The organism is Herbidospora cretacea, assembly GCF_001570605.1.
Taxonomy (GTDB): domain Bacteria; phylum Actinomycetota; class Actinomycetes; order Streptosporangiales; family Streptosporangiaceae; genus Herbidospora; species Herbidospora cretacea.
The window spans coordinates 16566-40728 of record NZ_BBXG01000028.1; the positions used below are offsets into that span (position 1 = coordinate 16566).

Consider the following 24163-nt stretch of genomic DNA (forward strand, 5'->3'; position numbering starts at 1 on the left):
TTCGTGGAGGCGGTACCTGCGGTGTCTTTCGATGGGCGGGGTGGTGTGCGGGAAGGGGCGGCTTTCGGGGCGCTGCGAGAGCGGTGCCTTGGGACGTGACGGCACGGGCTTGGGGCTTGGCTGTGCCTTGTTGGGCGGGCGTGCGTGGTCTGACGTGATGTGAGAGCGATGTCCCGGTGTTGTGGGCATCCGGGTTGATGAGGGGCTCAAATGATCACTGGGCTGGTGGGGCTGTGTGTCGGGCTGGCCGTGTGGGTGGCGTGGGGGCCCTCGGTTCCGGTTGTGCGGTTGGCGCAGCTGACGCGGACTGTTGGCCCGGGGTTCTCGCTGCCCGAATTGGTGAAGGCTCGGCGGTCGCGTGCGGGGCTGGTTCGGGCCTGGCGGGGTGGAACGGTCGAGTTGTGTCAGGCGGTCGTGGCGGAGTTGGCGGCTGGGCGTACGTCCGGTGAGGCGCTGTCTCGGGCGATCAAGTCCGTTGAGGGGCCGCCGGAGTTGGTGGAGGCGCTCCGGCCGGTTGCCCGGGTTGCCCGCGATGGAGGGGATGTCGCGGCGGCGCTGGTGGATGCGGCGCCCGCATCCGGCGGTGAGGGGTTGCGGCGGCTGGCTTCCTGCTGGGAGGTCGGGGTGAGTGTGGGGGGCGGGCTCGCGCCGCTTGTGGAACGGGTGGGTGGGGCTCTGCGGGACATGGAGAACCATCGGCAGGAGATCTCGGCGCAGCTTGCCGGGCCCCGGGCCACTGCCCGGATGCTGGCGGGGCTGCCGGTGCTGGGGCTGCTGATGGCGGCCGGGCTGGGGATGCAGCCACTGCCGTTCCTCTTCACGACGCTGCCCGGGATCGGGTGCCTGGTCGTGGGGTTGCTGCTCAATGTGACGGGGCTGCGGTGGACGGACCGGATGGTGCGGAAAGCGGAGGACAGCGTGCGGTGACCGCCGGGAGGCCGCCTTGCTTGCGGCGACCCGCGTACGGAGTCGGCTTCTGAGGGAGAGCGTGGTGGTTGGGGTTCTTTCCGGGCTGTGCGTGACGCTTGCCGTTGTGTGCTGGCCGGTTCGGCGTAGTGCGGCCGATCGGCTGCGGGCGGTTGTCGCGCCTCCTGCGCCTCGGGTCGCCGTGACGGAGAATCCGGTCGGGCGGATGGCCATGGTCGCGGGGCCGGTGCTTGTGCTGGTGGTTCTCGTGGTCGGTGGGGTGGCCGGCGTCGTGATGGGCGTGGTGCTGGCTGGGCTTGTCGTCGCCTACTTCAGGCGGAAGGAGCCTCCGGAGGATCGGCGCCGCAAGGAACTCGTCCGGGCTGATCTGCCGTTCGCCGCGGATCTCGTCGCCGAGTGTCTGCGGGCTGGTCAGCCGCTCGTGGGGGCTGTCGAGATCGTCGCGCGGGTGGTGGACGGCCCGTTGGGGGAGCGGTTGCGGTGGGCGGGTGGGCAGATGCGGCTGGGCGCCGATCCTGTCGAGGTGTGGCGTGGGCTCGCCGCCGAGGAGTCCTTGGCCTTGCTGGCCCGGGCGATCGCGCGGGCGGTCGAGTCGGGGGCGCCTGTCGCCGATGTGCTGACTCGGGTCGCCGAGGACGCCCGCCAGGCCGGCCGAGCCGCTTCTTCGGCGGCTGCGCGGCGGGTCGGGGTGCAGGCGGTGGCGCCGCTTGGGCTGTGTTTCCTGCCGGCGTTCTGCTTCCTCGGGATCATCCCGGTGGTCGCGGGTCTGGCCGCCCAGGTTCTTGCGCCCTGACATGGCATGGCAGCACGTGTTCTAGTCACGCACCGGCAACACCAGAGCCGACTCTGGCTCTCGGATGGCGTGGCGCGGATCGGGCCTGCCATGATCTCCGCGCGAGATGTCGGAGGCGTGTTCGTGCTCGCGTCGGCATGTTCCCCAGTTCTGCACAGCCTGTGGACAGAAGTTGTCCACAGGTGTGGATAACGCGATGCCTCTATGCGGGCTGTCGCTTTGAAACCCCCGTACAGCATGGGCTTTTGGGTTATCCACAGGCCATCGGTTATCCACAGCTAGGGCTCGGGGGCGGTGGAAAGGTCGTCCGGGTCGGCAGGGTGGCTGTGCCGGGGCGGAGGGTCCGGTCCGGTGACAGGAGGACGCGTGAACGTCAAGACCAAAGGCATCTCGTGGACCAGGGCCGCCGCCTCCCTGACCGCCCCCGACACCATGGCAGTCCCGGACGATGCCACCGCCGACGCCAAGCGGGCTCGGGCCTCCGCCCGGTTGCGGGAGGCGGCCGCCCGGGCGGCTCGGGTGCTGGGCGAGCGGAACGGCGCCCTGCGGCCGGACGCCGGGATGTCGACCGCCGAATACGCCGTCGGCACGATCGCCGCCTGTGGCTTCGCCGGGCTGCTGTTCAAGGTGGTGACGTCGCCCGATGTTCAGCAGATGCTCGTCTCGCTCGTGCAGAAGGCGCTGGCGCTGGCCGGATGATCCGGCGTGACCGTGGATCGGTCACGGCCGAGACGGCCGCGGCGCTGCCCGCGCTGGTGGTCGTTCTCGGGGCGGCCCTGTGGGCGGTGGCCGTGGTGGGAGCGCGGCTGGAGTGCGTCGACGCCGCTCGGGCCGGTGCGCGTGCGGCGGCGCGGGGAGACGCGGTTCCGGCCGTACGGGAAGGGGCTCTGGCGGTGGCGCCGGCCGGCGCTTCGGTCGACGTGACGGTGGGTGCGTCGCTCACGGAGGTGACGGTGCGGGCGCATGTTCGTCCGTCGTGGGCGGTGATGCTTCCCGGCGTGACGGTGTCCGCGTCGGCGACCTCGGCGACGGAGAAGGGCGTTCTGCCCTGACATTGATCGTGGTGAGAGCGGGAGTCAGGCAGTGGATGCGTGTGAGGGTCGAAGTGTCCGGGTGAGACGTGATCGGGGGTCGGCGACCGTGTGGGTCGTCGCGGCCATGGCCTTGGTGTGGGGGCTGGCTTATGTGTTCGTCCAGGTCGGAATGGCGAGAGTGGCCGTCCACGCGGCCCGTACCGCCGCCGACCTGGGCGCCCTGGCCGCGGCCGAGCTGGCCGTCGCGGCTCCGGGCGAGGCTTGTGAACAGGCGGCGGAAGTGGTCGCCGCCAACGACGCGCGGCTCACGTCGTGCGAGATCAAGGACGGGGTGTCCGAGGTGACCGCTTCGGTGGAGTTGCGGTTTCCGGGGCTGAGGCAACGCGAGGCCTCAGCGCAGGCCCGGGCGGGGCCGGTGTATCTGAACGCCGAGCGCTGAGGCCACCGGCTGCGGGCCAGGGCGTGTGGATGCGACAGCACTACGACGCCCTGCCATGGGTCTCCAGAACTTCCACCCAGGTGCCTCTCAACGCTTCCGGCCGGGTTCGCCTGGTCCAGGTGGCGGATGCCGCGCAGCATGGCAGGGCAGTCGTAGTGCTGTCCGGCCGGGTTCGGCCTGGACCAGGTGGCGGATGCCGCGCAGCATGGCAGGGCAGTCGTAGTGCTATCTGACCGGGTTCGCCTGGTCCAGGTGGCGGATGGCGCGCAGCATGGCAGGGCGTCGTGGTGCTGTCCGGCCGCTATTCCGGACGTCCGGAAACCGGCTTCCTGCAAGCGCAAGACCCAGCGACTTCGTCGAACCGCCTGAGCTCCACCAAACCCTCGGCCGGAACGGCGACCGCCTCTCCATAAGTGCGGGCACCATCCCGTGGGGCCGGGTGACCTACTTTTGGCCTCGTCGCTCTGGGCCGGATCATCCGGCCGGGATGATCGACGCTGCGGATGCCTTTCCCGCCTTCAAGGCTGCCTGCGTCGCGACTCAGGCAGTTCGGCCGACACTGTCGACCTCATCCCGTCCGGGGACATCGCTCATCGGGCTCTCATCAACGACCGCATCGCGCCCAGCTCTATGCCCTGCACCGCTTTCACTTCGCCGAGGACGCCAACATCCAGCCCTAGCTGGGAAGGAAGGCGTCACAGGTGGTCGGCGTCCTGGACCGGCTCGAAGAGGAGCGCCATGGGACAGACAGGGTCATCGGGCGCTTCGCCAGCTCGTGTTTTGCACCCACTCCATGAGCTTCCAGACGCCAATCCGAATCTGGTGGAGGGGGAGAGATCGTCTCGCTGACCTGGGTGCACATGCGCCATCCGTTGAAGGGAGTCGGGCGAAGAAGGTCACCAAGAGCCACCGCCGAGGCCTTCCCTTCGTCGCCGCTTGGGCCCTCGACGCCGCCACCTCGAACAGCACGACCGCACCCATAGAACCGCCCGTAGAACCGCCCAGTGGCAAGCCGTTCTCCAACGCCTGAGCTGGCGTCATACCTACGAGCGCCAAGCCCCTTCGTTTTTTGGCTGGCCGAAATGGTCAAGGAGTGCAGCCCAACTGCCCCATTTGAGATCGGCATCGTGCGACACCGCTGAGCCTTGTACATGACATCCGGATGGCATCAGTGGCGAGCAGCCATGACATCCCAACCACCGGAATCAGCCAGACAGGAGTCCTTGTTCCGTGGCCGGAATCGCGCCGCCCCCGTTTCGAGGTCGACCTCCACGAGATCGCCTTGGCCAGGCGTGCCCGGCGACCCCGGGGTCGGGCTAGAAGACTCGGCCGATCGGAGCTCGTCCAGCTCGGTCTGCCTTGAGGCTGGGCCTCGTCCCCTGTCCGAAGGGCCGGTAGACGCCTCGCCCAGCGCTTCAGGTCACTAGTTCAGCAGGACGTCAAGAAGCTCCAGCGCCCCCCGCTTGCTCAAGGGTTCGTTGCCGTTGCCGCACTTCGGGGACTGGATGCAGCTCGGGCACCCGTGCCCGCACTCGCACGACGCGATCGCGTCCCGCGTCGCCGTCAGCCATGCCACCGCGTTTCCGAAGCCACGCTCGGCGAACCCCGCCCCGCCCGCGTGCCCGTCGTACACGAAGACCGTCAGTCGCCCCGTGTCGGGATGCAGTTCCGTCGACACCCCGCCGATGTCCCAGCGGTCGCAGGTCGCGAACAGCGGCAGCAGGCCGATGGACGCGTGCTCGGCCGCGTGGGCGGCCCCGCCCAGGTCGCCGATGCCGGCGGGCAGGGACTCCGGAGGCAGCGTCCACCACACGGCTTTGGTGCGGAGGCTGCGCGGCGGCAGGTCGAGGGGTTCGTCGCCGAGCATCTCGCCGGTCGACATCCGCCGTTTCAGGTAGGAGACCACCTGGCGGGTCACCTCGACCGAACCGAAGTGGAGTTCTCCGGGGCCGAGCGCATGAGAGCGGAGCGACTCGATGACGGCGATGTCGGTGACGTCGCGGGCGAAGGTCGAGTAGTCGGGGGTTCCGGCGGTGACGAGGGCCACGCCCATCTCCAGGTCGAGTTCGTCGACGACGAACGTCTGGCCCTGGTGGAGGTGGACGGCGCCGGTGTGCACCGACGTGTGGGAGGAGGCCTCGTCGCAGGTGCCGAGCAGGCGGCCGGTCTCGTTCTCGACGATCTGGACCGGGGAGCCGCCGGAGCCGCGGATGTCGGCCAGGTCGGCTGCCCGGTCGCGGCTGGTCCAGAACCAGCCGGTCGGGCGGCGTCGCAGGAGGCCGTCGGCCACCAGTTCGTCCAGGACCGACAGGGCCGCCGGGCCGAAGATCTCCAGGTCGGCCTCTGTCAGGGGGACCTCGGAGGCGGCGGCGCACAGGTGGGGGGCGAGCACGTAGGGGTTGTCGGGATCGAGGACGGTCGCCTCGACGGGGCGGCCGAAGAGGGCCTCGGGGTGGTGGACGACGTAGGTGTCGAGGGGGTCGTCGCGGGCGATCAGCACGGCCAGGGCGTCCTGGCCGTCGCGGCCCGCGCGGCCGGCCTGCTGCCAGAGGGACGCCCGGGTGCCGGGCCAGCCGGCGATCAGGACCGCGTCGAGGCCGGACACGTCGACGCCGAGTTCCAGGGCGTTGGTCGTGGCGACGCCGAGCAGGTCGCCCGACCTCAGGGCCTTCTCCAGCAGGCGGCGGTCTTCGGCCAGGTAGCCCGCCCGGTAGGCCGCGATCTTGTCGCCGTGGGGCACGCCGGCGTCGTCGAGGTGGCCCCGCGCGGTCAGGGCCACGCTCTCGGCCGCCCGGCGTGACCGGACGAACGCCAGGGTCCGCACCTCGTCGATCACGAGGTCGGCCAGCAGGTCGGCGACCTCGGCCGTGGCGGCGCGGCGAATTGGAGCTCCACCTTCACCGCGCAGATCGGTCAGGGGCGGCTCCCACAGGGCGATCGTCGTCCGGCCTCTCGGGGAGGCGTCCCGCGTCACCTCGGCCATCTGGAGGCCCGTCAGGCGCATGCCCGTCGTCGCCGGGTCGCTCGCCGTGGCCGAGGCCAGGAAGAACACCGGCGAGGAGCCGTATTTGGCGGACACCCGGCGGAGCCGGCGCAGGATCTGGGCCACATGGGAGCCGAAGACGCCCCGGTAGCCGTGGCACTCGTCGACGACCACCAGGCGCAGGCGGCGCCAGAACGACGTCCAGGCCGAGTGTCTGGGCAGCATCGAGCGGTGCAGCATGTCGGGGTTGGTGAGCACGTAGTTGGCGTTGCGCCGGATCCAGGCCCGTTCCTCGTGGGGCGTGTCGCCGTCGAAGGTGGCCGCCCGGACGCCGTCGAGGCCCAGATTCGCCACCGAGCGGAGCTGGTCGGCGGCCAGCGCCTTGGTCGGCGTGAGGTAGAGCACCGTGCCGCCGGAGAGGACCTCCGTGAGGGCCGGCACCAGATAGGCCAGCGATTTCCCCGACGCGGTGCCTGTGGCGATGATCACGTTTTGGCCACGCCTGACCAGGTCGGCCGCCTCTGACTGGTGACTCCACAACCCCTGTATCCCGTGTCCCTCCAAACCCTCCCTCACCAGGTCGGGAACCCAGGAAGGCCAGTGGGCTTGACCTGCCTGACGTGCCGGAACATGCTCCACATGGGTGACCCGCCCGTGGCGGCCCGGGACCGTGACGAGACGGTCGAGAAGAGGGCCGCCTCGGTTTGGCGTACGCTCTCGGGGAAGAGCTGGGGATGTCGGCGAAGTCATGGGTTTCCATCCTGGCATCTCGGGGGAGAGTCGCCCGGAGTCGTGATTTCGTATAGACACAGGGGCGTGGCGTGGTTGAATGCCGCGCGTCGGGGTCGTGCTTCTTCAGGATGCACGATCCGCATCGGAACCTACGCAGGCAAGGCGCTGGAGGATCTGTGGATCTGAAGTTGGACCACCGTACCGAGGACCGACTCACCATCGTCGAGGTTGAGGGTGAGATCGACGTCTACACCGCGCCCAGATTGCGTGAGCTGCTCATCGATTTGGTGAACAAGGGGAACTTCCACCTTCTCGTCAACATGGAGAAGGTCGACTTCCTCGACTCGACCGGCCTTGGTGTGCTGGTCGGCGGGCTCAAGCGGGTGCGGGCGCACGATGGCTCCCTGGAACTCGTCTGCACTCAGGAGCGGATTCTGAAGATCTTCCGGATCACCGGACTGACCAAGGTCTTCGGGATCTACGCCTCGGTGGAGGAGGCCAAGGAAGCCCACGGCCGAGACAAGTAGTCATGGCCACCGTCGAGCTGACATTCAGCGCGCTCCCGGCCCACGTGCGGACCGCTCGGTTGGTCGCGACGGCCATCGCCCGCCGCACGGGCGTCGCCGAGGCGCTGCTGGACGAGGTGCGGCTCGCCGTCGGAGAGGCGTGCTCCCGGGCCGTGGAGGCACACCGTCTCCACTGCCCGGGGGAGCCGATCCGGATCGAGCTCAAAGACGACTCGGGGCGGTTCGAGGTCACGGTGACCGACGCCGCCCCCAGTGACGATCTGAAAGCCGTCGACTCATCCGACGGCTATCGGCTCGTCGACGCGATGCTCGGGATAGTGCCTGAGATGCCCGGCCTCGGGATCGCGGTGATCGCGGGCCTGGCCGATGACGTCGAGGTCTCACCCGGTCCGACCGGTGTGAAGATCCGAATGAGCTGGCCGGCCGCCCCGACTCCCAACGGGCTGGCCGCGGTCTGAGGTCTGAAGTGAGACACGATCGGCCGACGGCCGGTCGTGCCTCCCACCTCTGATCTGCCTCCGAGTCAGGTTCCCGGTCAGGTGGGAGCCCTTTTTTACCTGAGCGCAATCCCCACGACATACGGCGATGCCCATTCCGCAGCCGATCTGTTCACCAATTTGCGGGGCGCAGGGGGTTCATATATGGCGAAGCGCTGCGTAGAGTACCCGGCACCGGCCAAGGTATTGCGGAACGCAACCGGAAGCGGCACTGCCAATGACCCGGAAGTGCGCCGCCGGAGCTCTCCTCCAACGGGGCAGCCGTAACATTTTGGGGCAGCCACTCCCGGGCAGGACCTACCCGTCTGGCCGAGGAGGACGGATTGTCTGCTCCTGCACATTTTCTAGCCGTGGATGATGGCACGGCGGTTTCCCTGAGCGGTGGTCACCTCACTCTCGTTGTCGTGGTGGCGGCCGTGGCCCTGCTCGCCCTCGCTGTCGCGGGCGGGCTCGTACGCGAGGTTCTCGCGGCAGGCCAGGGCACCGAGCGCATGCAGAACATCGCGAAAGCGGTGCAGCAAGGCGCGTCCGCCTATCTGACCCGGCAGTTCAAGACGCTTGCCATCTTTGTCGTCCTGATCCCTCTGGTGCTCCTTTTGCTGCCGGCGGCGACGACGGAGGTACGTATCGGCCGCAGCGTCTTCTTCGTGGTCGGCGCGGTCTTCTCCGCGCTGACCGGATTCATCGGCATGTGGCTGGCGGTGCGCGGCAACGTCCGCGTCGCCGCGGCGGCCCGCGAGTCCGGTGAGAAGGTGGCGATGCGCATCGCCTTCCGCACCGGTGGTGTGGCGGGCATGTTCACGGTCGGCCTGGGCCTGCTGGGCGCGGCGATCGTGGTGTTCTTCTACAAGGGGGACGCCCCCAGCGTCCTTGAGGGCTTCGGTTTCGGCGCCGCGCTGCTCGCGATGTTCATGCGGGTGGGCGGCGGCATCTTCACCAAGGCCGCCGACGTCGGCGCCGACCTGGTCGGCAAGGTCGAGCAGGGCATCCCCGAGGACGACCCGCGCAACCCGGCGACCATCGCCGACAACGTGGGCGACAACGTGGGCGACTGCGCCGGCATGGCGGCCGACCTGTTCGAGTCCTACGCGGTCATGCTGGTCGCCTCGCTGATCCTGGGCAAGGTGGCCTTCGGCACCGAGGGTCTGGTGTTCCCGCTGATCGTCCCGATGATCGGTGTTCTCACCGCGATCATCGGCATCTTCATCACCGCCCCCCGGGCGGGTGACCGCAACGCGATGGCGGCGATCAACCGCGGCTTCTTCATCAGCGCGGTCATCTCCGCGATCCTCGTGGCCGTCGCCGCGTTCCTCTACCTGCCGGGCAGCTTCTCCGAGCTGAACGGCGGCGTGCAGACGCTCGACGCCGACCCGCGCTGGATCGCCATCGGCGCGGTCCTGATCGGCCTGGTGCTGGCCAGCGCGATCCAGATCCTCACCGGCTACTTCACCGAGACGAACCGCCGTCCGGTGAGGGAGATCGGCGAGAGCTCGCTGACCGGCCCGGCGACCGTGATCCTGGCCGGCATCTCGGTCGGCCTGGAGTCGGCGGTCTACTCGGCGCTGCTCATCGGCGGCGCGGTGTACGGCGCCTTCCTGCTCGGCTTCGGCAACGTCACCGTGGCGCTGTTCGCGGTCGCGCTGGCGGGCACCGGCCTGCTGACCACAGTCGGCGTGATCGTGTCGATGGACACCTTCGGCCCGGTCTCCGACAACGCGCAGGGCATCGCCGAGATGTCCGGCGACGTCGAGGGCGAGGGCGCCGCGGTGCTCACCTCGCTCGACGCCGTGGGCAACACGACCAAGGCGATCACCAAGGGCATCGCGATCGCGACGGCCGTGCTCGCCGCGACGGCGCTGTTCGGATCGTTCCGGACCGCCGTCGAGGGAGCGCTGGCCGACGCCTCACCGGCGGTCAAGGACATGCTGGGCGGCTTCTCGACCTTCTCGCTGAGCGTCGACGCGCCCAACGTGCTGGTCGGTCTGATCATCGGCGCGGCCGTGGTGTTCCTGTTCTCCGGTCTGGCGATCATGGCGGTCGGGCGCGCCGCGATGCGGGTGGTCTTCGAGGTCCGCGACCAGTTCCGCAGCAAGCCCGGGATCATGGCGGGCACCGAACTGCCCGACTACTCCCGCGTGGTCGACATCTGCACCAAGGACTCGCTGCGTGAGCTGGCGACGCCGGGTCTGCTGGCCGTCATGACGCCGATCGCGGTCGGTTTCGCGCTGGGTTACGCGCCGCTGGGCGCCTTCCTGGCCGGTGCGATCGCGGCCGGCACGCTGATGGCGGTCTTCCTGTCGAACTCGGGCGGCGCCTGGGACAACGCCAAGAAGCTCGTCGAAGACGGCCACCACGGAGGCAAGGGCTCCGAGGCCCACTCCGCGACCGTCATCGGCGACACCGTCGGCGACCCGTTCAAGGACACCGCCGGTCCGGCCATCAACCCGCTGATCAAGGTGATGAACCTGGTCGCGCTGCTGATCGCGCCGGCCGTGGTGACCTACTTCGACAACGCCGCGCTGCGGATCGGCGTCACCGTCGTGGCCGTGGTCATCGTCGTCGGGGCGATCATCGTGTCGAAGCGCCGCCGGGTGACGATCGACAACCCGAACACCGACAACGAGAAGAAGCTGGAGCCGGTGGTCAACTAGTCCACCGGTCCGGCGGCCCCCCGGCACCCGTGTGCCGGGGGGCCGCCGCACGTTCATAGACTCGTGAACCATGGAAGAGAAGCCGACGTCGAGCGGCCGTGCGCTGGTGGGCATCCTGCTGGGCATGGCCCTGATGTTCGCCGTGATCGTGTCCCTCGCCGTGTGGGCGATGCCCTGATACGGAGCAGACCGGATGAAGAAGCTGATCGTGCTGCGCCACGCCAAGGCCGAGCACACTCCCGGGGTCCTCGACTTCGACCGGGTGCTGACGGCGCGGGGCGAGCGCAACGCCCGTGAGGCCGGTGAGCTGATCGGGAAGCTGGCGCCCGACCTGATCGTGTCGTCGCCCTCGGCCCGGACCCGGCTGACGGCCGAGCTGCTCGGCCTCGACGGTGTGCCGATCGAGTTCGAGCGGGACATCTACGAGGCCTACACCGAAGACCTGGTCGAGATCGTCCGGCGGACCGACCCCGAGGTCGGCACGCTGGTGCTGGTCGGCCACAACCCGTCGGTCCACGACCTGGTCGTCCAGCTCGCGGGGCCCGAGACCGACACGTTCAAGCCGGGGGCGTTCGCGGTGATCGAGTTGCCGGGGCCGTGGGAGGAGCTCGACCCGGGCACCGGCACCCTCCTCGATGGCCACCAGCCTTAGAGACCGCGGCCTCGCCGTCGGCTACGGCCTCGTCGGCGCGGCCTGCCTGCTCATCCCGCTGCTCGTCGGCCTGGCCGCCGGGCAGCCCGCCCAGGGCGGCGTGGTGGCGCTCGGCGCGTTCCTGGTGACCATCAGGGCCAACCCCGATCCGCCGGGCGTGACGCTCGGCTTCATGCTCGCCGGCGTCCTGGTGCTGGCCCTGGGCTCGATCGCGGGCGTCTTACTCGTCGGCCACGACCTGCTGCTGATCCCGGTGGCGACGGTGGCGGCGGCGCTCGCCATCCGGTTCCCGGTGGTCGGCTTCACCGCGCCGCTGGCGCTGCTGCTGACGGCGGCCAACCCGCTGCCGGTCGATCCGGTGCCCCACCTGCTTCTCCAGATGGCCGGCGGGCTCCTGGCCGCCTTCCTGCTGACGCTGCCGTGGGCGTGGCGGCGGACCCGTCCGCTCGCGGCAACCCTGTCGGAGGCCGCCGGGATCCTGGCCGACCTGGTCGAGGCGACGTTCGACGAGGAGCGGTGGGAGGAGCTGCGGGGCGAGGTCGCCGACGCGCTCCAGAAGGCCCGGACCGCCTGCGCCCGCCACCGGTGGGAGCGCCGCTCCCGCGACGCCGAGAGGATCACCACGGCCCTGCGGCGGGTCTTCTACGAGGCGATCACGCTGCGCGAGCTCGCCGAGGCGGCCGGGACACGCGAGGAGATCGAACCGCTGACCGCCGAGCTGGCGGCGCGCATCCGGGCCCTTTTCCGTGACGACGTCGAGGTCGCCGAGGTCGACTTCGCCGCCCGGATCGACGACCTGCGCGGCGACCGGCCCGACGACGAGCGGGAACTGCTGCGGCTGGTGCTGCTGCGGCAGATCGACCATGCCGCCACCCGGATCAGAGCCACCCTCGACCACGTCAGGGTCCCGGCGATGAAACTGAAGTCGGTGCTGATCCCGATCCCGCGGCTGCCTGCGGAGAGCCCGGTCACCGACGCCATCATGATCGTTCCGAGATCCCCGGCGATGCGGATGACCAGGGACGATCCACAGTTCCGTCATCTGCTGCGGGCGACGCTCGGTACCGCCATGGCGTGTGTGATCATCGCGATCTTCACGCCGGAGCACGCGCAGTGGCTCGCGCTGGGCGTCCTGCTGACCATCCAGCCGACCTACGGCGAGACGCTCGACAAGGCGGGCGCCCGCGTCGGCGGCAGCATCGCCGGGGCGCTGGTCGCCGCCGTGGTGCTGCTGATCGCTCCCGGGTACGGCTGGCTCGCCGCCCTCATCGTCATCAGCGCCGGCCTGGGGTACGGGCTGTACGCCGTCCACTACGCCTACTGGGCCACGTTCATGACCATGTGCGTGCTGCTGCTGATCGACATCCAGGCCATGCAGAGCTGGGAGATCGCCGGGTTCCGGATCGGGCTGAACGTGCTCGGCGGGGCGATCGCGCTGGCCTGCGTGCGGCTGATGTGGCCGCGCGGGGAGGCGGTCCGGCTCAGGACGCGGCTGGCCGGGCTGCTGAAGGCCCATGCGACAGCGGCCCGGACACTGGCCGAGACGACCCGGGGACGGCGGCCGGAGGGCGCCGCCGAGCTGGCCATCAGGAAGGCCGCCGACGAGGCGGAGAGGGTCGAGTCGGCCATAGCGGCGATGGTCCACGAACCCGGCGTGGGCGAGACCGGGCACATCGCGGAGCTGCTGGAGGAGGTCACCCGGGTCCGAGACGGGCTCATCACGCTGACCTCGGTGCTGCGCGAGGATCCGGGCAACGATGTCGGACCAGCTCCGGCTGTGCTGCACGCGGTGGCGGATCGGCTGGAGCGGGGGGCGGAAGCCGTAAAAGAGAACGGCTCTTACGAACCTGGGGGCGAAGTGGACCAGAAGCTTTCCGACCTGCGGATGTGGCTCGGGAAGCTGGCTCTCAAAAGACTGGACGAGCTCGACGGCGACCCGGTCGACTCCCGCACCGAGGTCAGGAGGGCCCTGCTCCACGCGGCCGCCGCCGACCACGCGCTCAAGGCCCTCGCCGACGACTCGGCGCGGGTGGTGATCCTGGCTACCGGGGACCGGTGAGGCCGTCTTCGGCGTCGGCCGCCTCGACTTCCTCGCGGGAGATGCCGAGCAGGTAGAGGATCGAGTCGAGATAGGGCACGTTCAGCGCGGTGTCGGCCTTGGCCCGGACCACCGGCTTGGCGTTGAAGGCGATGCCGAGCCCGGCGACCTCCAGCATGTCGAGGTCGTTGGCGCCGTCGCCGACCGCGACCGTCTGGCTGACCGCGATCCCGGCCTGCTCGGCGAAACGCTCCAGGGCGCGCGCCTTGCCGGGCCGGTCGACGATCTCGCCGACGACGCGGCCGGTCAGCCGCCCGTCGACGACTTCGAGGGTGTTGGCGGCCGAGTAGTCGATGCCCAGGTCGGCCACGAGGGTGTCGGTGATCTGGGTGAACCCGCCGCTGACGATGGCGAACTTGTAGTCGAGCCGCTTCAGCGTGCGGACCAGGGTCCGGGCGCCGGGAGTGAGCACGACCTCTTTGGCGACCTTCTCGAAGACCTCCTCCGGCAGCCCTTCGAGCAGGGCCACCCGGCGGACGAGGGACTCGGCGAAGTCGAGCTCGCCGCGCATCGCCTCCTCGGTCACCCGGGCGACCTCGTCGAGGTTGCCCGCGTGGCGGGCCAGCAGTTCGATGACCTCGCCCTGGATGAGGGTCGAGTCGACGTCCATGACCACCATGCGCTTGGCCCGGCGCAGGATGCCGGTGCGCTGGACGGCCACGTCGACCTGCTGGTGGCTGGCCTCGACGGCGAGCTCGGCCCGCAGCATCCTGGAGTCGGCGCCGGAGACGGCCATCTCGATGCACGTCACCGGATAGGACGACAGGCGTTCGATGCGGTCGATGTTGGCCCCGCTCGCGGCGATGCGGCCGGTGATGCCGGCCATCGCGGCGGGGGTGAGCGGGTTGCCGAGCACCGAGATGTGCAGGCGTCCTCGCCTGCGGGCCTCCTTGGAGGCCGTTCCGGTGGTCAGTTCGAGGTCCATGTCCAGGTCGGCGGCGACCTGCTCGATGGCGGTCCACAGGCCGCCGATGGTCTCACCGGTGCCCTTCGGTTTGCCCCCCGCGTAGGCCACCAGGACGCCGAGCGTCAGGCGGCCACGGATGACCACCTGCTCGACGTCGGCGACGGTCACGGGGAAACCGGAGAGTACGGAGAACAGTCGGGAGGTGACCCCAGGGCGGTCAGGACCGGTGAGCGTGATCAGAAGAGTGCGCTGTTTCATCCCGGATCTCTGGGCGTAGGACGGTTCCGTCGTCTCAACGCTACTGGGCCTGCTACACAGGGCGTACACCAGGTTCACCATGCGGACGCCGACACGCCCGAAAAGTGAGAGATCTTCGTCACTTCCCCATGTCGTCATTTCAGGCATGAAGACTGAAAGGGAACTTCACCTCACAGACGCCCGCGGGCGTTACTCCGTCAGCCTCGCCACCAGCGCGGCCGACGTGCAGGCGGCCCAGCGGCTGCGCTACGAGGTGTTCGCCGGGGAGATGGGCGCGCGGCTCGACTCCCCGGTCTCCGGGCTCGACGCCGACCGGTTCGACGCCTACTGCGACCACCTCATCGTGCGCGCGGGCACCGAGGTCGTCGGCACCTACCGGATGCTGCCTCCGGGACGGACCGACCGCCTCTACTCCGAGGGCTACTTCGACCTCGCCGGACTGTCGCCGGAGATCCGGAGCGGTCTCGTGGAGGTGGGCCGCACCTGCGTGCGCGCCGACCACCGCAGCGGCGCGGTCATGGGCCTGATGTGGGCCGGCATCGCCCACTACATGGTCGGCGGCGGCCACACCTGGCTCGCCGGGTGCTGCTCGGTCCCCCTCGACGACGACGGCACGACCGCCGCCGGCGTCGTCGCCAACATCGACCTCGGGCCGGCGGAGCACCGCGTCCGCCCGCACCGGCCGTGGTCGGGCGGCACCCCGCCGGAGCGGTTCGTGATCCCTCCGCTGCTCCGCGGCTACCTGCGGCTCGGCTCCTGGATCTGCGGCGCGCCCGCCCACGACACCGACTTCGGCACGGCCGACTTCTTCGTGCTGCTCTCGCTGGCCAACGTCGACGCCCGCTACCTGCGGCACTTCCTGGGAGAGGCGGCATGACCATCACGGCGCCGGTCAGGGCGCTGACGCCCTGGTTGCCGCTGGCGCCCTGCGAGCCGATCACCTGCGTGGCGCCCGCCCACCGGCCCGCCGGGATCGTCCGGCTGGCGGCCCGGCTGACCGGTGCGGTCCTGGTGCTGCTGGCCGGGGTGGTGCTGGCCCTCGTCGTCCGGTATCTGCGGCCCGGCGTCCTGGCCAGGGTGACCATGGCCTGGTCGCGGCTGCTGCTGCGGGCCCTCGGGGTGAGGGTCGCGGTGTCGCGGGGGTTCGCCTTCGTCGGCGGGGCGGCCGTGGCGGCCAAGGCCGTCTCCGACGAGGCGGGCGTCCTGCTGGTGGCCAACCACATCTCGTGGCTCGACCCGCTCGTGATGGCGGCGGTGCTGCCCTCGCGCCTGCTCGCCAAGAGCGAGATCTCCCGCTGGCCCGTCATCAGCACGCTCGTCGCGGGCTCGGGCGCCATCTTCATCGACCGCGAACGGCTCAGCCTGCTGCCCCGCACGGTCGGCGAGGTCACCGGGGCGCTGCGCGCGGGCGACACCGTCGTCGCCTTCCCCGAGGGCACCACCTGGTGCGGGCAGGACATGGGCGGCTTCCGCCCGGCCATGTTCCAGGCCGCCATCGACGCGGGCGCGGCCGTCCGTCCGGCGACGATCCGCTACCTGGAGGACGACGCCACCTCCGCCCGGCCCAGCTACGTCGGCGGCGACTCCCTGGTCGGCTCGATCGCCCGGGTCGCCTCCACCAAGCACATGATCGTCGAGGTGACGATGTTCCCGCTGGTCGCCGGGGCCGGTCAGACGCGGCGCTCGCTCGCCGGGGTGGCCGAGGCGCAGGTCAGGACCGCTCTCGGCACGTCCTTCATCGGCCCGCACTCATGAAGACGAACAAGCGACCGGGCCATGGGGCCTGATCGCCTGTCCTCGTCTTCACGATCAGTTGTTCGGCGGCGTGTGGTCGACGAACGGCGAACAGTTGCCGGGCCACGCCGGGTTCATGCCGGTGCCCGGGGTCGGGTTGACCGTGCACGACGTCTGCCGGATCACGCCGGTGGAGCTGACGACCGTGACGTGCAGGTCGTTGCCCATGACGGCGAGGGACACCCCGGTCACGTTGCCCGGGTAGTTCGGCACGGTGACGAGACTGCGCCAGCGGGGCACGGCGAGCCGCGGGTCACGGATCAGCGTGGAGCCGTCACCCGGGGCGTACCCGATGAACTTGTTGTTGCCCTGGTAGGCGCTGTCGATCGAGCTGCCCGAGCGTCCGGGAGGGCCGGGAGGGCCCTGCATTCCGGGCGGCCCGGGAGGGCCCTGCATTCCGGGCGGGCCCTGAACTCCGGGGGGGCCCTGCATTCCGGGCGGCCCGGGAGGGCCCTGCGTTCCAGCCGGGCCGGGAGGGCCCTGCATTCCGGGCGGTCCAGACGGTCCGGGCGGTCCAGACGGTCCGGGCGGTCCGGGCGGGCCGGGACGGCCCTTGCAGATCACGCACGGCGGCTTGGGCTTGTGGTGGTGGTGGCGGTCGCAGCTCCAGTGGTTGCAGCTGGACGTCTGAGCCTCGGCCACGTACTGCGGCGTCACCGGCTGGACCTCGCTCGCCTGAGCGGGCGTCGTCATGGAGAGGAGACCGCCGGCCATCAGCGCCGCCGTCGCCACAGCGGCCGCGAGGGACCCCTTGGCCGGCGGGCGCGAGGACCCGGTCGTAAGTCGGTGAATCATTGAGTGTCTCCTGGGTCGGTCTGAACGAAGCACCCCGCGCGTTCGGCCTCGCGAAGGGCGCCAAGATCAGCGATACCCGGTGACGAACGGGAATCGTGAGACGCCGGTTACCGATAGTGCAAAATGAGTGCGCAAGTACAAACCGTGACAGTTGTGGCGAATCGCCCACCGACCTTCATCCCTGGGTAGTCTTCGCCCCATGGGGTCCACGATCATCGTCAATGATCTGCGAAAACACTATGGTCAGGTGCATGCCGTCGACGGCGTCTCGTTCTCCGTCGAAGAGGGTGAGTTCTTCGGGATCCTCGGCCCGAACGGCGCCGGGAAGACCACCACCCTGGAGATCGTCGAAGGCCTGCGGCAGGCCGACTCCGGCACCGTCGAGGTGCTCGGCGAACGCCCCTGGCCGCGCAACCACAAGCTGCTGACCCGCATCGGCGTGCAGCTGCAGGCGACGTCGTTCTTCGAGCGCCTCACCGCCCGCGAGCAGATCAGGACCTTCGCCTCCCTGTACGGCACCGCCCCGAAGAAGGCCGACGAGATGCTGGCCACGGTCGGGCTGGAGGACAAGGCCGACACCCCGGCCGAGAAGCTCTCCGGCGGCCAGGCCCAGCGGCTGTCGATCGCCTGCGCTCTCGTCCACGACCCCGACATCGTCTTCCTGGACGAACCCAGCGCCGCCCTCGACCCGCAGGCCCGCCGCAACCTCTGGGACCTGCTCCGCAGGCTGAACGAGGGCGGCCGCACGGTCGTGCTGACCACCCACTACATGGACGAGGCCGAGTCGCTCTGCGACCGGGTCGCCATCATGGACCAGGGCCGGATCCTCGAATCCGGCCCTCCGGCCGCGCTGGTCCGGGGCCTCGACGCGGTCACCCGCATCAGCCTGGAGACCGGCACGATCAGCGTCGCCAAGGCCGCCGAGCTGGCCTCGCCCGACGACGTGATCGACGACGACGGCGTCTCCCTCACTATCGCCACCAGGACCCCGGCCGTCGTGCTGACCGCGCTGGCCGAGCGCCGGCTCCTGACCGGCCTCCAGGTCCGCGGCGCCACCCTCGAAGACGTCTTCCTCAACCTCACCGGCCGGGAGTACCGCGCGTGACCGCCTTCCAATCGCTGTCCCGGGCCATGCTGTTCGGCTACCTGCGGGACAAGTCGGCGCTGTTCTTCTCGATCCTGTTCCCGCTGATGTTCCTGGTCCTGTTCGGCGGCGTCTTCACCGGCAGCGGGGTCTCCAAGTCGCAGGTCGTCCAGGTCGGCGCGGTGCCGGTCCTGGACCGGGCGGCGGGGGAGCTGGGCGACGTACTGGAGATCAAGAAGAGCAACGACCTGGCCGCCGCGCAGGACGAGGTGAAGAAGGGCGACTCGGTCGCGGTCGTCACCCAGCAGGGCGACGCGCTGCGGCTCTACTTCTCGGCCGCCGACCAGGTGCGCGCGGCGACCGTCCAGGGCGTGTTCCGGCAGATCGTCACCCAGGCCAACAGCGTCGGCGTGCCGCAGAAGTACACGCTGGCCACCCAGCAGGCCGAGGACGACTCGCTCGAAGTCATCCAGTACGTCACGCCGGGCCTGCTGAGCTGGGCCATCGCCATGGGCGCGGCCTTCGGGGCGGCGGCCACCCTGGTGACGTGGCGGGAGAAGCGCATCCTGCGGCGGCTGCGGCTGGCCCCGGTCGGCACCGGGTCGATCGTCGGCGCGCGGGTCCTGGTGAGCGTGGTGATCGCGCTCATCCAGATGGCGATCTTCCTGTCGGTGGCGTCGCTGCCGTTCTTCGGGCTGCAACTGGCCGACGCCTGGTGGATGGCGATCCCGCTGATCATCGCCGGGACGCTGACGTTCATGGCGATCGGCATGGTGGCCGGCGGGCTGGCCAAGTCGGCGGAGGCCGCGGCGGGCATCTCCAACCTGATCGTGCTGCCGATGGCGTTCCTGTCGGGGTCGTTCATCCCGCTCGACTCCGCGCCCGGATGGCTGCAGACGCTGTCGAACGTCTTCCCGCTCAAGCACCTCAACCAGGGCATGGTCGACGTCATGGTGCGAGGTCAGGGGGCGCTCACCGCGCTGCCCGAGCTCGGCATCGTGCTGGCGTTCGGGCTGGTCATCGGGCTGATCGCGGTCAAGATCTTCCGGTGGGACTCCATCTGAGACAGCGAGAGACCCGCCGTCGCGGCCACGACGGCGGGTCTCACGGGTGGAGCTACTTCTTCTTCACGACCGAGGTCTTGACCGGCCGCATCATCTCCCAGCCCTTCAGGTTCTGCTCGCGCAGCCGGGCCCGGTCGAGGTCCTCCGCGCCGGCGGGGATGTCGTAGACCCACGCTCCGACCTTGCCGGCCTGGGTGCCCTTGGCCGTCTTCTTGAGCTGGAACCGCAGGGTCATGTACGCGGTGTCACCGACCTCCAGGATGCTGACGTTCGGGCAGAAGAACTGCCGTCCGTCGATGTAGCACCGCATGTTCCGGTTGTCGGTGGAGTAGCCGATCCGCTTCTTCAGGTCGGCGTCCTTGGGCAGGACCCCGCCCAGTTCGAAGATGTCGGCCTTGTACGGGCCGGTGTTGGTCACCTTGAAGGCGTAGGTGACGTAGCCGCCCGGCTTCGCCTTCTTGGTGTACGACAGCGACGTGATCTTGAACAGCGACCACGGGTCGGCGGCCTTCGTCGCGGTGACGGAGGCGGCGGAGGCGGTGGAGGAAGCGGTGGTGGCCGAGGCGGCGGCAGGGGCGATCAACGCCGCCGCCGCGAGCACGGCGACCCCCGCGATCGCGCGCGTGACAGTGCGCATGAGTGTGATGTCTCCCAGGGAACAGACGGGGAGAAAGAGCCCCCGTAATACTCGAAGGGAGTTTTTACCAGTTTTTTAGCGAAGTTCGATAGATCTTTAATGTAGAGATTTAGCGCGGTCCAAGGATGAGATGGACATCCCCGAACTCGTGCCACAGATACCCGTGGGCGAGAGCGGCCTCGTACGACCTCATGACAAGGTCGGCGCCCCCGATGGCCGACAGCATCATGAGGTGGGTCGACCGGGGCTCGTGCAGCCCGGTGAGCAGGCCGTCGACGACCTTGGCCGGGTCCTCCGGCGAGACGATCCGCTCCGTCCAGCCCTCGTCGTGGCCGGTCTCCAGCGCCCGGACCACGGTGGTGCCGACCGCGATGACCCGGCCGCCGTTCTCCCTGGCCAGCGCGACCTGCCGCCGGGTGGAGGCGGGGACGGTGAAGCGTTCGGCGTAGGGCGGCTCGTCCTTCTCGGGTGAGGCCACCCCGGTGTGCAGGGTGATCGGCGCGATCGTGATCCCTCTCGCGACCAGGTCGGTGACCAGGCGGGTGGTGAACGGGCGGCCGGCGCTGGGCATCTCGGCGCTGCCGGGGATCGTGCCGAAGACGGTCTGGTAGTCGTCGATCGGCCAGTCGCGGTCGACGTAGGAGTAGCGGATCGGGGCGCCGTACCGCTGGAGGTAGGCGATGACGTCGGTGTCGAGCCGCGCCTTCCACAGGCGCGGGGTGAAGCGCTCGGCCAGCCGCAGTGTGGCCCCGCCGGGGAGCGGCAGCCACTCGCCCGGCGCGCCGCCCTTGTAGGTGGTGCCCCCCGGGCACCGGAGCTCGACCAGCCACTCTCCCCAGGGCAGCTCGGTCGAGAAGTGCACCCAGAGCCGGTCGAGCTTCACCGAGGCCGGCAGAGTGCGCGAGTTGTTCACCACCACGAGATCGCCGGGATCGAGCAGTTCCGGCAGGTCATTGAAGGCATGGTGGGTGATCTCGCCGGTGTCGCGGCGCGAGACCATCAGCTTGACCAGGTCGCGCGCCTCGGGCGGCCGGTGGGCCTCGTTGACCGAGGGGAGGGCGAAGTCGATGCTCATGCCAGGCTCCCCCGGGTGTGCCGCCCGCTGGCCCGGCGCTCGGTGACCAGTTTGACGATCAGCGGGGCGACCTCCTCGGGCAGCGGGGCCTCGCCGGCCTCCTGCGGACCGACCGCGTCGGCCAGCATCCGGGTGCGCATCTCGCCCGGGTCGATCCACCACACGGCCAGGTCCGGCTCCTCGGCGGCCAGCACGTGGGACACCCGCTCCAGCGCGGCCTTGGTGGCGCCGTAGCCGCCCCAGCCCTCGTAGGCCTCGACGGCGGCGTCGGACGAGATGTTGAGGACCGCTCCCCGGTTCCGCCGCAGCGCGGGGAGGACCGCCTGGGTCAGCGCCAGCGGCGCGACCACATTGGTCTCCAGCAGCTCCCGCAGCGTGGGGATCGGATAGTCGCCCAGCCGCGGCAGCGGCACCGCTCCCAGCCCACTGGCGTTGTTCACCAGCAGATCCAGGTCCTGTACGGCCTCCGCCAGCCGCAGACGATGCGCAGGGTCGGTCACGTCCCCCGGAATCGCGGTCGCGCCCAGCCGGTCGGCCGCGGCCGAGAGGTCGCCGGCCCCCCGGGCGGTCAACGTGAGGGTCCAGCCGTCCTTGGCCAGTTCGGTGGCCAGCGCCAGCCCGAGGCCCCGGGACGCGCCGGTGATCAGTGCGTTCTTCATGGCTCAACGCTAGGAATCGCGGCCTTTCACCACATCGGGCCCGGGACGGGCCGGTCCTAGGCCTTCCGGCATAGGTCTTAGGGTGAAGCCGTGCGGCAAAGTCAGGACGCCCTGCTGCAAGCCGTCAGCTCGGCCGTCCTCGCGGTCACCCGGCACCTGTCCCCACGGGAGGTGCTGCAGGTCATCGTGCGCTCGGCCAGGGAACTGCTCGACGCGCGCTACGCCGCGCTCGGCGTCCCCGACGACGACGGCAGCTTCGCCGAGTTCGTCGCCGACGGCATCACCCCCGAACAGTGGGCCGCCATCGGCCCCACCCCCCGGCAACACGGCCTGCTGGGCGCGATGCTGCGCGAGGGCACCCCGGTCCGGCTCGGCGATGTCCGGCGCGACCCCCGGTTCGACGGCTGGCCGAAGGCCCATCCCGTGCTGAAGGACTTCCTCGGCGTCCCCATCCAGGACGGCGACCAGGTCCTCGGCATCATCTTCCTGGCCAACAAGGCCTGCGGCCCGTTCACGACCGACGACCAGGACGTCCTCACCCTGTTCGCCGCCCACGCCGCCATCGCGCTGACCAACGCCCGCCTCTACGAGCGCGGCCGGGAGCTCACGGTCATCGAGGAGCGCCAGCGGATGGCCCGCGAACTCCACGACGCCGTCACCCAGAAGCTCTTCTCGCTCCGGCTCACCGCCCAGGCCGCCTCGGCGCTGCTGGCCACCGATCCCGACAGGGCCGCGCGGGAGCTCGACGCCGTCCAGAGGATGGCCGGGGAGGCGCTGGCCGAGCTCAGAGACGTCATCGTCGAGCTCAGGCCGGCCGAGCTCGACAGCCACGGCCTGGTCGAGACGCTCCGCAAGAACGCCCGCCTCCTCGACCGGCTCCACTCCGCCACGATCACCTTCGAGGGCCACTTCGAGGGCGAGCTCCCGGCCGCGACCGAGGTGGCGGTGCTGCGGGTCGCCCAGGAGGCCGGGCACAACGCGCTGCGCCACTCGGGCTGCTCCTCGCTGCGGACACGGCTGTGGCGCGACCGCTCCGACCTCGTGCTGGAGGTCACCGACGACGGCTGCGGCTTCGACGGCGAGCCTGCCCAGGGCCTGGGGCTGGAGTCGATGCGGGATCGGGCGGCCGGGGCCGGTGGCAGGCTGGAGGTGATCTCCCGGCCGGGCGCCGGGACGACGGTGAGGATGGTGGTGCCGACATGATCCGGGTGCTGATCGCCGACGACCATCCGATCGTGCGCCAGGGCCTGCGCACGTTTCTCGAGGTCCAGGGCGACATCGACGTGGTGGGGGAGGCCGGTGACGGCGCGGAGGCGGTCGAGCTGGCCCGCTCGCTGTCGCCCGACGTGGTGCTGCTCGACCTGAAGATGCCCGTCCTCGACGGGCTGGGCGCGCTGGCCGAACTCGACGGAGCCGCCCGGGTGATCGTGCTGACCTCGATGACCGACCGGGGCGACGTCGCGCCCGCGATGCGGGCCGGGGCGGCCGGCTTCCTCTACAAGGACGTCGACCCGTCGGCGCTGGTGTCGGCCATCCGGGCCGTCCACGGCGGGCAGGTCGCGCTGGCGCCCGAGGCGGCCGACGCGATGCTGAAGCCGTCGGCCGAGGCGGTGGCGCTGACCGACCGGGAACGCGAGGTGCTGGCGCTGATCGCCGGCGGCCGGTCCAACCGGGAGATCGCGCGGGCACTCGACGTGGCCGAGAAGACCGTCAAGACGCATGTGTCCAACGTGCTGATGAAGCTCGGCGTACAGGACCGCACCCAGGCCGCCCTGTACGCCGTCAGGCACGGGCTCGGTTAGGTGCCCTTCTTGCGGTTGCGCGTGGGGGCGCGGTCGGGCTTGGGCGGCGGCGGGGGCGGCGGCACGTAGACGTGCGTCGGCTTGGTGTTCTTCTTCTTCACCGTCGGGGCCACGATCTTGGTCTTGACCGTCTTGAGGAACGACCAGCCCTTGATGCCGAGGTCGCGCAGCCTCCGCTCGTCGAGGTCGCCCGCGCCCGTGGGCACGTCATAGGTGATGGCGCCCAGCTTGGCGGTGGCGGTGCCGCGCGTCTTCTTGTTCAGCGTGACCTGGACGGTCAGCCACGCCGAGTCGGTCTGCCAGTCCTCTTCCGGGTTGGGGTAGAGGATGTCCGGGGTCCAGCACCAGAACTCGTTGCCCTCCCACGTGCAGGAGGTGCCCTTCGGGCCGTTCCACTTGAGGGTGCTGACGATGCCCTTCGGCAGGTAGCCCCCGATCCAGAAGTAGTCGGCGCTGTGCGGGCCGACGTTGGTGATCTCGAAGTAGTAGGTGATCTTGGCCCCGGCCTTCACCTTCTTCGGATAGACGACGTGGTGCACCGCGAAGTTGGCGAAGGGGTCGGCCTTCGCGGCCTTGGCGGTGACGGCCGTCTGAGCGGGCGCGGCGTTCGCGGGAAGGCTCACCGCGAGCGGCGCTAAAAGCATGAGTCCGGCGGCGATGCCGGATGTTCTGCGCATGAAAATCTCCGTTGGACAAGACATGGCAATCCCCGTATGTCTAGACCAATATCACTTTGGAACGGTTGAGCACTACTA

23 protein-coding genes are annotated in these 24163 nt (G+C 70.0%); 16 read left to right on the forward strand and 7 right to left on the reverse strand.

The window, feature by feature from the left end; all coding sequences use genetic code 11:
• Window positions 1-210 precede the first annotated feature (210 nt).
• The 5 genes from AW270_RS34915 to AW270_RS34935 all read left to right on the forward strand — a co-directional run bounded on the left by AW270_RS34915 (window position 211) and on the right by AW270_RS34935 (window position 3193).
• Window positions 211-927 carry a type II secretion system F family protein gene (locus tag AW270_RS34915; RefSeq protein WP_063819454.1) on the forward strand — a complete coding sequence of 239 codons (717 nt, stop codon included), beginning with the start codon at window positions 211-213 and terminating at the stop codon, window positions 925-927.
• A 205-nt stretch (window positions 928-1132) separates the two neighbouring features.
• Window positions 1133-1720 carry a type II secretion system F family protein gene (locus AW270_RS34920; protein ID WP_063819455.1) on the forward strand — a complete coding sequence of 196 codons (588 nt, stop codon included), beginning with the start codon at window positions 1133-1135 and terminating at the stop codon, window positions 1718-1720.
• Between the two features lie 366 nt (window positions 1721-2086).
• On the forward strand, window positions 2087-2419 hold the full coding sequence (locus AW270_RS42245) for a DUF4244 domain-containing protein (RefSeq protein ID WP_061300418.1): 333 nt from the start codon (window positions 2087-2089) through the stop codon (window positions 2417-2419).
• On the forward strand, window positions 2416-2772 hold the full coding sequence (locus AW270_RS34930) for a TadE family type IV pilus minor pilin (protein WP_061300419.1): 357 nt from the start codon (window positions 2416-2418) through the stop codon (window positions 2770-2772). The genes AW270_RS42245 and AW270_RS34930 overlap by 4 nt, the downstream gene beginning before the upstream one ends.
• 61 nt (window positions 2773-2833) lie before the next feature.
• Window positions 2834-3193, forward strand: a complete 360-nt coding sequence (locus AW270_RS34935) for an Rv3654c family TadE-like protein (RefSeq protein ID WP_063819456.1) — start codon at window positions 2834-2836, stop codon at window positions 3191-3193.
• 1423 nt (window positions 3194-4616) lie between these two features.
• Here AW270_RS34935 and AW270_RS34940 read toward each other — a convergent pair.
• A complete protein-coding gene (locus AW270_RS34940; RefSeq protein ID WP_439649103.1) occupies window positions 4617-6926 on the reverse strand; it encodes a DEAD/DEAH box helicase in 2310 nt (769 codons plus the stop codon).
• Window positions 6927-7084: 158 nt separating this feature from the next.
• On the opposite strand from AW270_RS34940, the gene AW270_RS34945 reads away from it, so the two are divergent.
• The 5 genes from AW270_RS34945 (at window position 7085) to AW270_RS34965 (ending at window position 13294) form a co-directional block, all read left to right on the forward strand.
• Window positions 7085-7435, forward strand: a complete 351-nt coding sequence (locus AW270_RS34945) for an STAS domain-containing protein (protein ID WP_030456213.1) — start codon at window positions 7085-7087, stop codon at window positions 7433-7435.
• A 2-nt stretch (window positions 7436-7437) separates the two neighbouring features.
• Window positions 7438-7893 carry an ATP-binding protein gene (locus tag AW270_RS34950; protein WP_030456212.1) on the forward strand — a complete coding sequence of 152 codons (456 nt, stop codon included), beginning with the start codon at window positions 7438-7440 and terminating at the stop codon, window positions 7891-7893.
• A gap of 389 nt (window positions 7894-8282) precedes the next feature.
• Window positions 8283-10583, forward strand: coding sequence for a sodium-translocating pyrophosphatase (locus AW270_RS34955; protein ID WP_061300421.1), 2301 nt, complete (start codon window positions 8283-8285; stop codon window positions 10581-10583).
• Window positions 10584-10776: 193 nt separating this feature from the next.
• Window positions 10777-11235 (forward strand): SixA phosphatase family protein, encoded by a 459-nt coding sequence (locus AW270_RS34960; protein ID WP_061300422.1) that lies wholly within the window; start codon window positions 10777-10779, stop codon window positions 11233-11235.
• Entirely contained in the window at window positions 11219-13294 is a 2076-nt protein-coding gene (locus tag AW270_RS34965; protein WP_061300423.1) for an FUSC family protein, read from the forward strand. The genes AW270_RS34960 and AW270_RS34965 overlap by 17 nt, the downstream gene beginning before the upstream one ends.
• On the opposite strand, the gene serB is transcribed toward AW270_RS34965, so the two are convergent.
• Window positions 13278-14498, reverse strand: coding sequence for a phosphoserine phosphatase SerB (gene serB, locus AW270_RS34970; protein ID WP_061300424.1), 1221 nt, complete (start codon window positions 14496-14498; stop codon window positions 13278-13280). The two genes, AW270_RS34965 and serB, sit on opposite strands and share 17 nt — an antisense overlap.
• A gap of 145 nt (window positions 14499-14643) precedes the next feature.
• Between serB and AW270_RS34975 the strand changes: the two genes are divergently transcribed.
• Together AW270_RS34975 and AW270_RS34980 are read left to right on the forward strand one after the other, a co-directional pair.
• Window positions 14644-15375, forward strand: a complete 732-nt coding sequence (locus AW270_RS34975; protein WP_157523116.1) for a GNAT family N-acetyltransferase — start codon at window positions 14644-14646, stop codon at window positions 15373-15375.
• Window positions 15372-16253: a lysophospholipid acyltransferase family protein gene (locus AW270_RS34980; protein ID WP_061300425.1), complete on the forward strand. Its 882-nt coding sequence runs from the start codon at window positions 15372-15374 to the stop codon at window positions 16251-16253. Before AW270_RS34975 ends, AW270_RS34980 begins: the two co-directional genes overlap by 4 nt.
• Window positions 16254-16307: 54 nt before the next feature.
• Here AW270_RS34980 and AW270_RS40855 read toward each other — a convergent pair whose 3' ends face one another.
• Entirely contained in the window at window positions 16308-16661 is a 354-nt protein-coding gene (locus AW270_RS40855) for a hypothetical protein (RefSeq protein WP_061300426.1), read from the reverse strand.
• Between the two features lie 673 nt (window positions 16662-17334).
• Between AW270_RS40855 and AW270_RS34990 the strand changes: the two genes are divergently transcribed.
• Window positions 17335-18192 (forward strand): ABC transporter ATP-binding protein, encoded by an 858-nt coding sequence (locus tag AW270_RS34990; protein ID WP_245675013.1) that lies wholly within the window; start codon window positions 17335-17337, stop codon window positions 18190-18192.
• The gene (locus tag AW270_RS34995) at window positions 18189-19235 is read left to right on the forward strand and encodes an ABC transporter permease (protein ID WP_157523119.1); all 1047 of its coding nucleotides are present in this window, start codon (window positions 18189-18191) and stop codon (window positions 19233-19235) included. Before AW270_RS34990 ends, AW270_RS34995 begins: the two co-directional genes overlap by 4 nt.
• A gap of 52 nt (window positions 19236-19287) precedes the next feature.
• Here the strand turns inward: AW270_RS34995 and AW270_RS39960 are convergent, their stop codons facing one another.
• The 3 genes from AW270_RS39960 to AW270_RS35010 form a co-directional block, all read right to left on the reverse strand.
• A complete protein-coding gene (locus AW270_RS39960; RefSeq protein ID WP_061300428.1) occupies window positions 19288-19872 on the reverse strand; it encodes a hypothetical protein in 585 nt (194 codons plus the stop codon).
• Window positions 19873-19981: 109 nt separating this feature from the next.
• Entirely contained in the window at window positions 19982-20947 is a 966-nt protein-coding gene (locus AW270_RS35005) for an S-adenosylmethionine:tRNA ribosyltransferase-isomerase (protein WP_061300429.1), read from the reverse strand.
• Window positions 20944-21606 (reverse strand): SDR family NAD(P)-dependent oxidoreductase, encoded by a 663-nt coding sequence (locus AW270_RS35010; protein WP_061300430.1) that lies wholly within the window; start codon window positions 21604-21606, stop codon window positions 20944-20946. The genes AW270_RS35005 and AW270_RS35010 overlap by 4 nt, the downstream gene beginning before the upstream one ends.
• Window positions 21607-21696: 90 nt before the next feature.
• On the opposite strand from AW270_RS35010, the gene AW270_RS35015 reads away from it, so the two are divergent.
• Together AW270_RS35015 and AW270_RS35020 are read left to right on the forward strand one after the other, a co-directional pair.
• Complete coding sequence (locus tag AW270_RS35015) at window positions 21697-22809, forward strand: GAF domain-containing sensor histidine kinase (RefSeq protein ID WP_061300431.1); 1113 nt, start codon at window positions 21697-21699, stop codon at window positions 22807-22809.
• A complete protein-coding gene (locus tag AW270_RS35020; protein WP_061300432.1) occupies window positions 22806-23408 on the forward strand; it encodes a response regulator in 603 nt (200 codons plus the stop codon). Before AW270_RS35015 ends, AW270_RS35020 begins: the two co-directional genes overlap by 4 nt.
• Here the strand turns inward: AW270_RS35020 and AW270_RS35025 are convergent.
• Complete coding sequence (locus tag AW270_RS35025; RefSeq protein ID WP_061300433.1) at window positions 23405-24085, reverse strand: hypothetical protein; 681 nt, start codon at window positions 24083-24085, stop codon at window positions 23405-23407. The genes AW270_RS35020 and AW270_RS35025 overlap by 4 nt on opposite strands.
• Between the last annotated feature and the right edge of the window lie 78 nt (window positions 24086-24163).